Below are 15,512 nucleotides of genomic sequence, written 5' to 3' on the forward strand. Positions count from 1 at the left end.
AGATCACATGGAAAACTATTACCGCAAAATTATAAATAAAATGTCGGGAGAACAGAATAACTCTTCTTTTGAGCTTGCCTTTTATCAAACAACGTTTCATACATTAATAGAAAAAGCGCCAGTTGGCATGTATATATTAGAGGAAGGGAAAATCGCTTATGTAAACCTGTTTTATGCGAAGCTATTAGGATATAAAAAACAGGAATTATCCGAAACGGAATTTTCCCTTGAAAAAATTATTTACCCTGAAGATCTCCTCATCTTAAAAAACCATATACAAAAGATTGGTTCCATAGAAGACGATGTGGCAAGGTTCAGGGTTCGACAGATTAAAAAAGACGGAACTGTACTGCTGACAGAAATAAATATCTCTATTACAGAATTTTATGGGAAACCAATATTTTTTGGCACAGTAATTAATATTTCCGAACAAGTAGCGGCCCAGCAGCAGGTGTATGACGCCAATGAACGGTACCGATCCCTATTCGAAAATAGTCCGGATGCAATTTTCTCATTTAACCACGAAGGAAATTTCATTAGCGCAAATCCTGCGACAGAGAAGATATCGGGATACTCGGATAAGGAGTTATTGAATATGTCTTTTATGTCCCTTGTGTCAACAGAGGATTTACCGATGGCTATTAAAAGCTTTGAAGAGGGAAAACAAGGTATGTCAAGTAACTACAACTTAACAGTAGAACGTAAAGATGGAAAAAGGATACATTTAGACACTATTCATTTTCCTATGAGAGTGAATGGAGAGATTATGGGTACATACGGTGTTGCAAGAGAAATTACAGAAAAAATTCAATATGAGCAGCAATTGGAAAAGCTCGCATTTTATGACCCTCTAACTGAATTGCCCAATCGGAGGTTGTTTGAGGACCGATTAGGACAATTACTCGATCAGCAAGACAGTAATGACAATCAACAATTTGCTGTTATGTTTTTGGACTTAGACCGGTTTAAATTTATTAATAACTCATTGGGCCATCAGAATGGCGATCAATTCTTAAAGCTGGTAGCAGCAAGATTAAAGCAACATCTGCGGAAATCCGATACGATTAGCCGTGTGGCTGGAGATGAGTTTACCATTCTTTTTCCAGACATTAGAAAAGAGGAAGCGATAAACATTGCAATACATCTTAATGAAGCGATAAAGGAGCCATTCGAAATAGCGGGCAATGTTATAACGGTTTCAGCAAGTATTGGCATTGCTTTAAATACAGATATGGCGGAAGCAACAGTTGAGGAGATCATCCGAAATGCTGATACTGCCATGCAGCATACTAAAAAATTCAAGAAGAATATTTATACTCTATATACGGAAGAGCTGGATACGAAGGTATCTTATAAGTTTTCAATTGAAAATGACTTAAAGGTTGCGATTGAGAATAATGAATTGGAGCTATATTATCAGCCGATTATTGATTTAAAAACCAATCAGCTAAAGGCAATGGAAGCCCTCATTCGCTGGAACCATCCAGAACATGGACTTATCCCGCCAAATGATTTTATTCCTGTAGCAGAGGAAAGCGGGCAAATCATTGAAATCGGCTCATGGGTGCTTAAGACCGCATGCCGTCAGAATAAAAAGTGGCAGGAATCAGGGATACTTCCTTTTAAAGTTGCAGTAAATGTTTCTACCAAACAGCTGCAGCATTATAACTTTATTGATTCAGTAGCTAAGACCTTGGAGGAAGAACAGCTAGAGCCCAATTGGCTTGAACTGGAGGTAACAGAGAGCATTCTTCATGAGGATGTTGAATTTATAAAGGAAAACTTATTGAAGTTAAAGGATATTGGAGTGTCGCTATCTATCGATGATTTTGGGACAGGCTATACTTCGTTAAACTATTTGAGAGAATATCCGTTTGATAAATTAAAGATAGACCGCAGTTTTATTGATGACATCAATCGGGATTTAAATGGAAAACGGATTACATCAGCTGTCATATCTTTAGCCCACAGTTTAAATATGGATGTCGTTGCGGAAGGAATAGAAAACGAAACCCAGCTGAACTACCTATATGATAAATGTTGCGATGAAGGCCAAGGGTATTATTTTAATAAACCTTTGCCAGCGGATACATTGAAATTCAGTTAAATGAATAGATGGCAAAACTAACATGGTAGATGAAACTAGATTGGCGGATGGGAAAAATATAATCCCATAGCATTTGGATAAAGAACGTACACCAATCGGTTAGATTGGTGTTTTTTTGCTTTGGCTTTGTCAATCGGAGCAACAGCAAGTGCAGTTTTCTACCTACAGATGTAAAAACCTGAGGAGGCTAACTAAACACAAATTCCCTGAAACATGGTGTTTAGCAATTTATGTATAAGGTAACGCATTCCCTAATGGATGGCACTATAAAAAACAAAAAGATAGCACAAAGCTATCCCTTTACAATCAACCTTCTATTTGAATAGATGTGTTAAGCTTTTGAACCACATATTCCCCGATTTCATCAATCGACTGTTTGGCTTCCGGTGTGGGGAACTGTTGAAAAACATGCCACATCTCTTCCCAAATTTTAAAGGTTACATCAATACCCGCGGCCCGTGCTTTTTCAACCAGCCGCACGGAATCATCCAACAAGATTTCATCATTGCCGACATGTACGATCATAGGAGGTAATCCTTTCAGGTCAGCATAGATTGGTGAAACATGAGGATGTCGAGGATCCAGGCTACCTATATATAAAACAGGGCTTTGACGGGTTTGTTCCGGATTTAACCATGGATCTACTGAAGCACGTGATTCCATTGATTCCCCTGTACCTTCCATATCAGTCCACGGAGATAGAAGAACGGCAGCTGCAGGTAAGGTGTCACCAGCTTCCCTAAGTGACAATAGAGTCGCCATCGTCAGACCTCCTCCGGCTGAATCCCCGCCAATTATGATACGTTCAGGTGAAACCCCAGAAGAGACTACCCATCGATAGGCTTTTACCGCATCCTCGATGGCAGCAGGATATGGGTTTTCTGGTGCAAGGCGATAGTCAATTACTAACACACGTGTAGCTGTGGCACGGGAAAGCTTAGAAGCTATATCTCGATGAGTATTTAAGCTTCCTACTATATAGCCTCCACCGTGAAGATACAGGAATACGGCATCCTGTCGGGCATTCGGAGCAGCGACCCATTCCACGGGGATGCCTTCTACGGAAAGCTTCTCTACCTTAACTTCAGGATCTAAAGGGAAGGATCCCAATAATTTGTCTAACCCTTCCCTAGATTCTTGAAGACTGACCGGTTTTCCCTTCTGAGATGTTACGTGCTCAATCAGACGTTTACGAATTGCAATCGCCTCATTACTTGCCATTACATGACCTCCTTTAAAATCGAAACGAATACAATAAGTATTCAGCAAAGAGTATGTTTTTCCTCTCTTGGCCCTCATTTCTTGTTTATTTGTAAGAAAGATGATAAAGAAAAATCTTATGTATTCAATTTAATGGCACTTCATTATTTGTATTTTTTGTGTCAATACTTATTGATTGGAAAAAGTAAATTTACAAAATTGTCTAATAATTGCATAATCGAACTAGAGGGAGTAGGAAGAAAGTCATATAAACAAAAAGTGATGATGGGCCAAGCTTTCATTCATTCGAAAAAGGTTTTCGGATATTAGTGATTTGAATTGCGGTGAGAGGAATATCTAAGCAGAGTTCCTTATAGATTAGCTTGAAATGTTCAGTCAGCAGGTTATATTGGAGGTGAGGAATATTTGAACACAAGTGGTAGATATAGATGCCATTTACCAGTGAGGTAAGGAAAAAATATAGCAAAGATTGTGTCTATAGTGAATAGAATGGTTCAATCTTTTCTTAGAAGAAAACCTTTTAGGCGCCATCTTGGCGGATCACCGCCTAAAAGGCCAGAGATGGAGTATACCAACTCTATATTTCTAGTATACTCCTATTATTTTTAAAAATGAATAGGGGGGATATTTTTGAAACCAAGAAGCAGTTATTTGATTAATGAGAAAACCGTACTTCTGGCGACAGAATTTGATAAACATGGACATGAATGTACAAGAATCATTCACGGAGATCATGAGTTTCTGGTTGGAAAACGGTTGAAGGAAATTATGGATGCAACTTTAAAGTGCTTTGGGTCCAGTCTAGCGATTTCAGTATTGAGCTCGAAAGGAATCCTCGGCAGGAAGTACATGGTTCCTATAGTGATCAATCCGGGCTCAAGTATTGTATTGATACCATTTAAGAGAGCAGGCAGAAAGGAAATGATATGGCTTGCTCTATCCCATATTATAGAAGCAGAGAAAATCAGTAAAGAAACCACTAAAATTTACATGAATTACGGACATAGTCTGACTATGAATATGAAAATAAAACATTTTGAAACAAGACGCCAGATTGGAGCTTTTCTTCAGATAAAAGTAATTGAAAACGCAGCCAAAAGCGCTACCTTTCTTTATGAACCAGAGAGTGGCTTTAAGATTATGGAAAGTAAGGCGGAATATAATCTGATTATAAAGAAGGGCAATCAAGAATGAAGTCTTTTTAAATCTATTGCGAATACTCAGATAGAGATTTAAAATGGGGAGGATAATAGATAGAGAGAAGGATACACCATGTGGCTTGCTGCAGCATTCGTAACAACTTTAAGCTTCGGAACGAATAACACAATATTTAAATGGAGTACCGGGAACGGTTTATCAAAAGTACATATTCAGTTTTTCTTTTACTTAGTGGCTTTTATGCTTACACTGGGGTATGGAATTTTTGCGGAGGCTTTACATTTCAACCTGCTTGCAATCATTTTAGGGGGTCTGATCGGAATTTTAAATGCCAATGGCAATATACAAATGTCAAGGGCTTTTGAAAAAGGTCCAGCCAGTCTGACATCGCCTCTAATAGGTGCAAATGCCATTTTCCCTATATTTGGTGCAGCTATTATCTTTCATGAACAGATTAGCCTTCTTCAATGGATTGGCATAGCGTCCATTCTTGGCTCAGCCATAATCATTCAATATTCACCGGGAACAACCCGTCTCATAGAGTACCGTCCATGGCTTCTCCGTGTACTTTTAGCAATCATATCATTTGGAATCCTGGGTATTCTAATGAAAACCACTTCTTATTTGGACATCAGTTCGCTCAATACCCTTATTTGCATGTACGGAGGCGGCTGCATTTATTTGGGAATGACGAGCCTTCGGGAGAAGGAAAACTGGCGGAAATCTGAAGTAAATGTCGGGACATTTGTGGGATTAATCAGCGTAATCGGTTACAGTTGTTATTTCTATGCCCTCCAGAATGGACCAGCAAGTGTAATATTTCCGGTCGTAAGTCTAAATTGCGTCGTTGTAATACTCGCCGGCTGTTGGATATTTAAGGAGAAATTAAAGGGATATCAGCTTATTGGTATTTTTTCAGCTCTTCTTGGGATCATTTTCACAAAGATGTAAGAATGAAATCAATATTTTTGTACAAAAGACGCCATTTATAAGAGAAAAGGTAAATAAGATTCCCCGCGGATATGGCAAGTATATAGAAAGGTCAACCAAGTTATTAATTTTGGCTGACCTTTCCAATAGAAAATAGTTACGATTGTACCTGTATAGTCAATGGATGCGGACTTACCATGTTGACTTAGCTATTCGCCTATGTCAGAGTAATTAGCTTAAATCTCCGCCTTGCAGGATTTGTTCCATGGAATTTATTTTTTCCTCTAAACCATCCATATTTTTATTTAATAAAACAGGATCCACTTTTCCTTTTAATTGTTTGCTTATTTCTATTGCTAAGGAGTCCAGCTGTGACCACTCTTCATAATGCTCTGCTGCCACATTATTATAAAATCCTTTAAGAGCCTTTTCTAATTCTTCAATTTCTGGCTTCATTAATGCGTAGTTCTGTTCAAATTTGTACTGTTTCAGGACTGCTAAATGATGTTTTACTTTCCCTTTATGTATTACATTAATGAAAAGTATAAAGCCCATCAACGTGATTTACAGCAAATACATAAATTCTCTACATCTTAACGCTCTCCTACAATCACTGTTTAATGGTAAGATATGTAAGGTTCTGATATAGAAAATTCAATAATAAAATCCCCATTGTTTTCTATAATAAAAATTTAAACTACTTAACAAATTTTTAATGAACCTTTATGGTAAAAATACAAATAAATAATGGGATTTTAACATTATTTTAGTTTAATTGGAGATGAGCGATAAAAACGATATACTAGGAGATGTTTAATTTTGGGTAAAAATCTTTTTGCAAAGAAAAGAACTGCAATGGCACTTGCACTTGCATTAACTATCCCGGCATTAACACCTGCAGAAGCCGCTACTTCTCACGATGTTAAAATTGATGCTGTTAAGTTTAATGGCATGCCTGCACCTACTACCATTGAACAGATGGTTCACACATATACGAATGCATCAGTAGAAGTGAAATATAGTGATGGAAAGGTAAAAACATTCCCGCTAACATATAAAAGATTATTTAAATCTGAGGATAAAGTAGCCACTGTTAAAGGTGAAAAAGTTCCGGCTGGTACACCGATCGATGTGAATGGCAATCCTATCGTTGATAGTAGTGTCCCTGGAGATCCGCAATATTTTGTTTCGGACGCTCCGGATTCAAACAGTTTATTAAACCCAATCAAGGGCCAGCTATATATGGTCACACATTATGAATATGACACAATTGATGCTGCAGGAAAATCAGCATATGGGCTAGTACCAGCTTCTATGTCCTTGACACATTTGGAACAAGACTCTAAAACAGGTGAGTTAGCACCTAAGGAAGTAAAGAAAATAGATTTCTCAGAAGTGAATGGGCTTTGGATTCCTTGTAATGGTTCTACTTCACCTTGGAACACACATTTAGGATCTGAGGAATATGAACCTGATGCGCGCGCTTTTGAAACGGACCCTGCTTCAAGTGCAAGAACCTGGACTGAAAGCTTTGCAGAGCTTTATTTTGGTGATAAGTCAAAGGCTAATCCTTACTTCTATGGCTATATCCCTGAAATCCATGTTAAGAAAAATGGAAAAACAAAAGTCGAAAAGCACTACAGCGCAGGCCGCTTCTCTCATGAAGTGATGAAAATGATGCCTGATAATAAAACTGCATTCTTCGGTGATGATGGTTCCAATACAACAATGTTCATGTATGTAGCAGATAAAGAAGCAAACCTATCAGCCGGTACTCTATACGCAGCTAAATTCCACCAGACAGGTTCTGAAAATGGTGGTTCTGGTAATCTTGAATGGATCAAGCTTGGACATTCAACTGATAAGGAAATTAAAAAAATAATCGATAAAGGCATTAAGTACAGCGATATTTTTGAAACATCAGAGGAGCCAAAAGAAGGATTTAAAGCGATCAAACAATATTCAGCAGGCGGTAAAGTGGAGTACTTGAAGCTAAAACCTGGTATGGAAAAAGCGGCAGCATTCCTTGAGTCCCGACGCTATGCAGCTTATTTAGGCGCAACATCCGAATTTAATAAGATGGAAGGTATTACAGTAAACGAGAAAAACAAAAAAGTATATGTGGCCATTTCTGATTTAAGCGGCGGTATGGAAAAAGATAAAACCGGAAAAGAACCAGCGGATGATATTCAGCTGCCAAAAAGTAAATCAGGCGTAACATACCAGCTCGATTTAAAACCTGGCCAAAAGGATAGCGGTGGTAATAGCATTGCAAGTGATTATGTAGCGGCATCCTTGTCTGGATTAGTTGTCGGCGAAGATCTTTCAACTCCCGATGCTTATGGTAACACTTCTAATGTGGAAAAAGTGGCAGGTCCAGATAACTTGAGTTACTCTGAGGCGGCGAGAACACTATTCATTGGTGAAGATACAAGCAGGCATACAAATAACTACGTATGGGCTTATAATATCGACACGAAAGAGTTAACACGTGTTCTGTCTGCTCCAGCAGGGGCTGAATCAACTGGATTATTTGCAGCTGATGACCGAAACGGCTTCTCTTACATTATGAGTAACTTCCAGCATCCTGGTGATGAAGTAGATAGTAAGGCCATTACTGCTGTGAATAAAGAGGAGCTTTTGAGTGCTATCGATAGAGAAATCGGTATTAATAAGACTGGTGGAGTTGGATATATCTCTGGACTTCCATCTCTTGTATCAAAATCTGAGGCTCAAGATAATGAAAACCAAAAAAACAATCATGGCAAAGAAGAAAAATAGCACTAAACCTTTACATTAAATATTGCCAACTCTTAATGCGGAGCCTGTCTTTTTAGGATAGGCTCCCTTTTATATTGCAATGCGAAACGGCTTTTTTGGCTGTTTTCGACAGGCAACCAAATTTGTTACCGTATAGAAGCAAAGGGTCTAAAAAATGGTTGACTCTTTTTTTAATGCCATTAAGTATATATAAACCCTTTGTTCTGATGATTCTCAGACTTTATCCTTTAAATCTCTGATGAAGTCCCTTTTCTTGACTATTTCAGATGCTTTGTCTTTCAAATCCCGATGAGAGTTTTATTTTATTGAAAAAAGGAAAAAGAATAGAGAATCTTTGTCTTCTTATATTGGGACATGAAATTGTCAATTAGATATTGAAAAAAAGTTAGCGTAATTGCGATTCTAATATATTAAAAAAGTTAGGGAGTGAACGTTATGTTTGGGAAAGGTAAGGATGAAGAAACTGAAACAGTTGTAACAGAAGCCAAAAGCAAGGAAAAGGGTTTCGGATCTAAAATGATGGATTTCAGTGAGGAAGCCATAACAAAGGTAAGGGAATATATAAAAGATAAGGATAAACTGAAACGATTGATCAGGGATGCTGAAGAAAAATCCGAGCAAGCGAAAAATAAGAAAGGGTTTGTTCAAGATACTTTGGATAACTTAAAATCTATGTTTGAGCTTGTAAAAGCATACATCAAGGGTGATTATAGGAACATTCCTTATCGATCCCTGATTGTCATAATAGGAGCTATTTTATACTTTGTTATGCCGGCAGATTCGATTCCTGATGTATTAGTTGGTCTAGGATTCACCGACGATGCAGCAGTCATTGCATTTGCATTAAAACAAGTGAAAGAGGATTTGGATAAATTCATAGTCTGGAAAAACACTCAAGAAAGCATGGAGGAGGAAGGCTTAACTGAGTAGAGTGCTTTATTGGTAAAAGTAAGCAATCCCTTGGTGTACTTAAAATGGGATGGTGTCCAAAGCCTGTTGGATGACACAAAACAAGACAAGACCCTTGAAGTAATTCTTTTATGGATGGATAATCGGTTGTCCCAACCGAAAAAATTAAACGATTAGAGATTTTATGGAACTAAATTTTATTAGGATTAAACGGCGGAAATCGAAGGATTGGCCGCCTTATTTTGTATGTCATTCCCTATGGGTTGAAACACTGATCCTTATCTTTGTTTTGGTTTTAATTTCTCTCTCTCGGCTTTGATAGAAGTGATTATTATTAACTAAGGCATTCCAAAAGCGTACTATTTTCACAACATTTTTTCTTTTTAAAACTTACAATTGGAAAAGTATTCAACCTGGTGTAATATTAGGGTAAAAAATAAGAGGTGGATATAATGTCATCAGGTTCAAGTTCTGCCAGTGAGATAAAGGCTGATGGCTCATTCAATCGCCAGGTAAATCGATTTACAACACCTTTTGGGCCGAATCGTGGGGATCTTCCGGTTGAAGCTGGCAGATATCGTTTGTTATGGTCCGCTGTCTGTCCCTGGGCGCACCGTTCGGTTATTGTCCGAAGAATTCTTGGATTGGAAGATGCAATCAGCTTGGGCACAGCAAGCCCAATGCGTCCCAAACTCCCTCATGTTGACTGGGAATTTTCGCTGGATGATGGTGGAATGGATCCAGTACTGGGAATTCAATATATGAGTGAGATATACAAACAGACCGAACCTGAGTATAGCGGAAGGCCAACTGTACCGGTAGTGGTCGATGTAAAGAAAAAAAAGGTTGTAAACAATGATTATTTTAAGCTGACAAACTACTTGGAAACTGTGTGGGCCCCTTTTCACAAAGCGAATGCTCCAGATTTGTATCCAGAAAACCTTCGTGAGGAGATTGATCAATTAAACGATATCATCTTCCATGATGTGAACAATGGGGTTTATAAGTGCGGATTTGCACAATCCCAGGAAGCATACGAGTTGGCCTATGATACATTATTTTCCAGATTAGATGAGTTGGACCAGCGTCTTTCTGACAGGCGTTTCTTATTCGGCGATTATATTACAGATTCAGATGTCAGGCTATATGCCACTTTAGTTCGCTTCGATACAGCCTATTACACAGCCTTTAAGGCGAACCGGAACCGGATTGTTGACTTCCCTAATCTATGGGGCTATTTAAGAGATTTATATCAAACACCAGGATTTGGCGATACAACAGATTTCCATGCCATAAAAGTGCACTATCATCTCTCAAACCATATAGCTAGTGACGATCAAAAAAGCTACAACATATTGCCAAAGGGACCAGACCTTACAGGACTTCATTCTGCTCATAATCGTGAAGTTTTAAGCGGTAAAATACATACGTTTATTATGAAATAAAAAATATATGATAATAGTGGGGGAAGCTTATGATCATTCGTAATGCAGAGGTTCATGAACTGCCTTATATCCGTGTGCAGAGAGTTGGCGCATACCAAGAGCATGCGGCAGCTATCCCAGAGGGGCATTGGAACGCCTTAAAAAAGGCAATCTCATCTAATGCGGATACACTGGATGGCGTTGAATTACTTGTCGCTGAGGTGGATGGGAAAATTGTTGGCAGCGTTGCATTGTTTCCTGCTAAAAGTGACGCATACGAAGGATATGTTGATGCATTGGATTATCCTGAAATTCGGATGCTTGCTGTAGCGCCGGAAGCCCGAGGGAAAGGTGTTGCCAAGGCTTTGGTTACCGAGTGCATAAAGAGAGCGGATGGAAGAGGGTTTACATCTGTTGGGCTTCATACTGGCCAATTCATGAAAGCGGCCATGAGATTGTATGAAGCACTGGGATTTGAAAGAGTGCCGCAATATGATTTTGAACCTGCAAATGATGGTATTATTGTGAAGGCCTATCGACTTAATTTTAAATAATGGCGACTAGTATATTTATACCAGCAGGAATGTTTAGTTGCTAAAGGAATGATTTTTTGAGATTTTTGGGAGTAATAGTGGGTTATTTCGTGGCAGATTCATTTTTTCATATGATCCATGCCTTTGCGGCAGGGTTAAAGGCTGATAGTCCGGCGGAGAGAATTGGAGCCGTTGTTTTTGGAATGGCGGTGCTGATGATTTTGATGGGGCTTTTTAAAAAGTTCTTTTCTCAATCATTTTTTCAGGGCTTTATAGTGGCGGCAGGACTATTTTTAAGCTTTGATATTGTAGTATTCCACTGGGTTTTTCAGCTTCACAGAATTACGAATGGTCCTGAGGCGAATTGGCTGGAGCCGGTACTGGTTGTGTTCGGCAGCATTTTTGTCTGGTACGGGATAACAAAGGAGCGGCAGAAAGCCAAAGTCGAGCATACAGCAAATGCTTACCATGGTTAATAAATTCAACATGTATGATTAGCATACAAAACGGAGGCTACTATGATTAAAGCAGTATTTTTTGATTTAGATGACACACTTCTTTGGGACCAAAAAAGTGTAAAGGAAGCGTTTGTGGCTACATGTAAAATTGCCCAGGAGCGCTACGGCATTGATCCTGAAAAACTGGAGGAAGCGGTTCGGGAAGAGGCGAGGAAATTATATTCCACCTATGAGGTATTCCCTTTTACACAGATGATTGGAATCAATCCGTTTGAGGGGCTATGGGGGAATTTTTTAGATGACCACGATGATTTTAGGAAATTGAAGGACCAGGTTCCAACTTACAGACAAGATGCCTGGACTTTAGGGCTTAAGAGGTTGGGCGTCGATGACCCGGACTTTGGATTTGAGTTAGGGGAAAGATTCCCAGAGGAGCGCAGGAAGGTACCTTTCGTATACGAAGAAACCTTTACTACGCTCGATAAATTAAAAGGGAACTATCAGCTTTTGCTACTTACAAATGGCTCTCCTGATCTGCAAAAAACAAAACTCCAGATTACATCTGAACTGGTTCCTTATTTTGACCAGATCGTAATCTCGGGCGACTATGGAAGAGGGAAGCCGGATCCTGGGATTTTTGAACATGCTTTATCGCTCATGTCCTTACAGAAGGATGAAGCGATTATGGTCGGAGATAACCTAATGACAGATATTCTAGGGGCAAATCGGGCAGGTATCCGTACGGTTTGGATTAACCGTCATAACAAAGTCCGTGAAGAGGTTGAACCTACATATGAAATTCAGCATTTAGAAGAGCTGTTTCCAATTTTGGATGAGTTAAAGGAAAAGTAGGACGAAGGAGAAATCTTGCAGATGATTACTTGATGATGTCTGCAAGATTTTTTTATCTATTTTTTAGATCATTGTGTTTTACACAAACTCCTATGGAAACTTTTAGGCTTAATTTTACCCAAGGTGTCAGTTTAAACCTGAAGGGCTAGACCTCCCGCGATTTTTCCAACATTTTTGCGTATAGAGAAATCATTAAACGGTATGCTATCTACTGACTCTATCGAAGGTCATTAACTAACGCATGAAGATTCTTTTTTACTTTGGCAAATTCCAACGTAGTATAGGAATTCAAACAATATGACTTAATTTTAGAAAAGGAAGAAGGTTCTACAATCGCTTCAGGCAAATACTTTTCACAACGGTTCCATGCATCTTTTTCTTCTTGTATTAGGAATTGTTTATATTTCTCGACGTCTTTATTAGTAAGCCTGGATTGGTTACATCCAGAAACAAACTGCTTCAGTCTTTTGATCAATGGTTGTTCTTGATCCTGCAAAACATGGCCAAGTTCATGCAAGATTAGGATTGTTATAAAATGAGAAAGATCTATTGAATGTTTAAAATACATATTCCATCGTCTAAATATCCGGGAAGGGTTTAAATAAATTGTCTTCTTTATGTAATTGTAACTAGCTCCCTTGCAGAATGAAAAGTATCCTACTTTAAAATGCACGGGATGCCCTAGCTCTTTTAATCTTGAGACACAGAGTTCCGAGAGAGAGAAAACCATATCATAACGATCAATTAGCTGGACAATTGAACCGATTGCAGCAGACGTGTTATATTGCAAATCCTTGACCAGATTTCTATCTAAAATTCGTAATACCCCGGATGGATGAACAAAATGAAGGACATCGGACCCAGTGATAAAATTTAATTTGTATTGGTCAAAACCAAGAACGCTTAATTCTTCATTTACTCTTTCAAAGATCTGGTTATTTGTCATGGTTTATTCCATCCTCGCCCAATGATTTCTGGAAGCAGCCAAGCTAAAAAAATATAGAATATACTATTAGTACCTAGTCCTATAATTATGCCATACCTACGGCGTTGTCGAAAACCAAAAATATTTGTTGTTTTGCACAATATTCTGTCGGTGTGTCGGAATATAGTTATTTTTTGTGAATGCTCCATGGCCAGGAGAGGAGTAGCAGTGGGTTATACATGATATGGTGTCGGAGGCTGTTTGAAATAGTAATTTGCTCTACGCGGATCTAGGCGTTGTTTGGGGGAGTTAAGGAATCTTCGGAAATTTTAAGCGGTTATACAAGGCTCGGCTATTTTGTGGCAAAACCGGCACCGTTTACAAGATAATCTTATAAAACAAGGGGCGGTCCGAAAAGTAGTTTTTTTAGCACAAAAATTAAAAAGCAAAACCCAAGAATGCTGTTATATCAACATTCTTGGGTTTTTATTTTGGGAGAATTCTACCCTATAAAGGACTTTCTGGACAGTCCCTGTTTGTGTTACCTGATGTTATGTTCGTTACGAATTTTTTCCAGTAGTGATTTGCAACCTTGGGAAACAAGTTGATAGGTTTCCTCAAAATCTCCTGTGTAATACGGGTCTGGTACATCCTGATTAAGTTCCACTATATCGAGAAGGCGGAGGATCTTAGGATGGTCAGCCCTGCCGGTAATCTCCTGGATGTTCCTTACGTTGCTTTTATCCATTCCAATTATGTAATCGAACTTTTCAAAGTCATCCTTTGTTAATTGACGTCCGACAAGGCCTTTTGCTGATATATTGTATTTCTTTAGAATGGTAAGGGTGCCTTTGTGTGGTGGAGATCCAATATGCCAAGAGCTCGTTGCAGCGGAGTCAACGGTTATTTTGTCAGTGAGATTTTCTTTGACTACCAGATCGCGAAATAAAGCTTCAGCCATAGGTGAACGACAAATGTTTCCTAGGCAGACAAACAAAACGTTAATCATGTTAGTAGCTCCTTTATGAATAAACTCATCATATATATTAACTTGAAATAAAAATTGTTGCCATAAATAGAGAAACTTGAATGAAATTTCAAGATTTATCTGTGTTCGTTTGGCGTAAGGATTGCCTTCATGGGATTTCCTGCAACGTAATACTATTATAATTTCAACAATATTTAAAATGTGATGATCCGTTGCCATATTGAAGACTCTTTTTTTCATACAAATCTAATGAAATGCAGAATTTGTATAGAGGCTGCAGTTGTTGTTTTCGCATATTTTGGTTTCGATGCCGTTTCGACCGCAGCGGAGGAAGTGAAAAATCCTCAAAGAAATCTTCCAATAGGAATCCTGTCGGCATTAGGTATATGTACAATTTTGTATATTGCTGTATCCTTGATTCTTAAAGGAATTGTGCCTTATGACATGTTAAATGTAAAAGACCCGGTAGCATTTGCGTTTAAATTCATCGGCCAGGACTGGGCTGCAGGACTTATCTCCCTGGGTGCCATAATGGGAATAACGACTGTTTTGCTAGTCATGATGTTTGGACAAACACGTTTATTTTATGCAATAAGCAAGGATGGACTGCTTCCGAAGTTCCTGTCTAAGATACATCCAAAAACAAAAATTCCACTGCCAAGCACATGGGTTACGGGTGTGCTTGTAGCAACATTTGCCGGCTTATTCCCATTAGATAAATTAGCGGAATTAACGAGCATAGGTACATTATTCGCTTTTTCCTCCGTTTCACTGGGAGTAATCGTTTTGAGAAAAACTAATCCTGATCTGAAGCGCGGATTTAAAACGCCATGGGTACCTGTTATTCCTGCATTGGCCATTATCTTCTGTTTTTATCTGATGCTTCAGCTGTCTGCGTTTACTTGGACAGGATTCGTTGTATGGTTAGTTATTGGACTTGTGATCTATGCAACATATGGATATAGAAACAGCCAGCTTCGTTAAGAATGTTGTTTCGTATAGGCTTAGGAATTTTTGATGCCATACAATTTAATTTATTAATGTACCTCAGATTGTAACGGTCTGAGCTTTTTTATGACTTACTAACAGCATTCCCTGCCATTTGAGATGAAAAATCACAAGACATGAAAATTTTTTTTTAAAACATTTGACTCATTTGGAATTAACTATATAATGTAATAGAACATTAGTCCTAGTTAAATATATCCACATATGTCGGAGGGCAA

Annotated in this window: 14 protein-coding genes; 10 read left to right on the plus strand and 4 right to left on the minus strand. The window is 38.5% G+C overall.

Annotated elements, in window-relative coordinates; genetic code table 11:
• The first annotated feature begins 7 nt into the window (after positions 1-7).
• Positions 8-2,107, plus strand: coding sequence for a sensor domain-containing protein (locus CUU64_RS07215; protein WP_257985447.1), 2,100 nt, complete (start codon positions 8-10; stop codon positions 2,105-2,107).
• Between the two features lie 306 nt (positions 2,108-2,413).
• Here CUU64_RS07215 and CUU64_RS07220 read toward each other — a convergent pair whose 3' ends face one another.
• Positions 2,414-3,328: an alpha/beta hydrolase gene (locus CUU64_RS07220; protein ID WP_101632835.1), complete on the minus strand. Its 915-nt coding sequence runs from the start codon at positions 3,326-3,328 to the stop codon at positions 2,414-2,416.
• A gap of 630 nt (positions 3,329-3,958) precedes the next feature.
• On the opposite strand from CUU64_RS07220, the gene CUU64_RS07225 reads away from it, so the two are divergent.
• Together CUU64_RS07225 and CUU64_RS07230 are read left to right on the plus strand one after the other, a co-directional pair.
• Positions 3,959-4,522 carry a competence protein ComK gene (locus CUU64_RS07225; protein WP_180954493.1) on the plus strand — a complete coding sequence of 188 codons (564 nt, stop codon included), beginning with the start codon at positions 3,959-3,961 and terminating at the stop codon, positions 4,520-4,522.
• Positions 4,523-4,600: 78 nt separating this feature from the next.
• Positions 4,601-5,437 carry a DMT family transporter gene (locus tag CUU64_RS07230; protein WP_101632837.1) on the plus strand — a complete coding sequence of 279 codons (837 nt, stop codon included), beginning with the start codon at positions 4,601-4,603 and terminating at the stop codon, positions 5,435-5,437.
• Positions 5,438-5,647: 210 nt separating this feature from the next.
• Here CUU64_RS07230 and CUU64_RS07235 read toward each other — a convergent pair whose 3' ends face one another.
• Positions 5,648-5,872, minus strand: a complete 225-nt coding sequence (locus CUU64_RS07235) for a hypothetical protein (protein ID WP_142383598.1) — start codon at positions 5,870-5,872, stop codon at positions 5,648-5,650.
• 399 nt (positions 5,873-6,271) lie between these two features.
• Between CUU64_RS07235 and CUU64_RS07240 the strand changes: the two genes are divergently transcribed.
• The 6 genes from CUU64_RS07240 (at position 6,272) to CUU64_RS07265 (ending at position 12,373) form a co-directional block, all read left to right on the plus strand.
• Complete coding sequence (locus tag CUU64_RS07240) at positions 6,272-8,197, plus strand: PhoX family protein (protein WP_101632962.1); 1,926 nt, start codon at positions 6,272-6,274, stop codon at positions 8,195-8,197.
• A gap of 435 nt (positions 8,198-8,632) precedes the next feature.
• Positions 8,633-9,127 (plus strand): YkvA family protein, encoded by a 495-nt coding sequence (locus CUU64_RS07245; RefSeq protein WP_101632839.1) that lies wholly within the window; start codon positions 8,633-8,635, stop codon positions 9,125-9,127.
• A 431-nt stretch (positions 9,128-9,558) separates the two neighbouring features.
• Positions 9,559-10,551: a glutathione S-transferase family protein gene (locus CUU64_RS07250; protein WP_101632840.1), complete on the plus strand. Its 993-nt coding sequence runs from the start codon at positions 9,559-9,561 to the stop codon at positions 10,549-10,551.
• Positions 10,552-10,580: 29 nt separating this feature from the next.
• Positions 10,581-11,084, plus strand: a complete 504-nt coding sequence (locus CUU64_RS07255) for a GNAT family N-acetyltransferase (protein WP_101632841.1) — start codon at positions 10,581-10,583, stop codon at positions 11,082-11,084.
• 89 nt (positions 11,085-11,173) lie between these two features.
• Positions 11,174-11,539 (plus strand): DUF2243 domain-containing protein, encoded by a 366-nt coding sequence (locus tag CUU64_RS07260; RefSeq protein ID WP_142383599.1) that lies wholly within the window; start codon positions 11,174-11,176, stop codon positions 11,537-11,539.
• Positions 11,540-11,581: 42 nt separating this feature from the next.
• The gene (locus CUU64_RS07265) at positions 11,582-12,373 is read left to right on the plus strand and encodes an HAD family hydrolase (RefSeq protein ID WP_101632843.1); all 792 of its coding nucleotides are present in this window, start codon (positions 11,582-11,584) and stop codon (positions 12,371-12,373) included.
• Positions 12,374-12,590: 217 nt separating this feature from the next.
• On the opposite strand, the gene CUU64_RS07270 is transcribed toward CUU64_RS07265, so the two are convergent.
• Positions 12,591-13,319, minus strand: a complete 729-nt coding sequence (locus CUU64_RS07270; RefSeq protein WP_101632844.1) for a hypothetical protein — start codon at positions 13,317-13,319, stop codon at positions 12,591-12,593.
• 520 nt (positions 13,320-13,839) lie between these two features.
• Positions 13,840-14,307 (minus strand): low molecular weight protein-tyrosine-phosphatase, encoded by a 468-nt coding sequence (locus CUU64_RS07275; RefSeq protein ID WP_101632963.1) that lies wholly within the window; start codon positions 14,305-14,307, stop codon positions 13,840-13,842.
• A gap of 183 nt (positions 14,308-14,490) precedes the next feature.
• On the opposite strand from CUU64_RS07275, the gene CUU64_RS07280 reads away from it, so the two are divergent.
• Positions 14,491-15,270 carry an APC family permease gene (locus tag CUU64_RS07280; RefSeq protein WP_101632845.1) on the plus strand — a complete coding sequence of 260 codons (780 nt, stop codon included), beginning with the start codon at positions 14,491-14,493 and terminating at the stop codon, positions 15,268-15,270.
• Positions 15,271-15,512 lie beyond the last annotated feature (242 nt).

Source organism: Bacillus sp. V5-8f, from assembly GCF_002863565.1.
GTDB lineage: Bacteria > Bacillota > Bacilli > Bacillales > DSM-1321 > Peribacillus.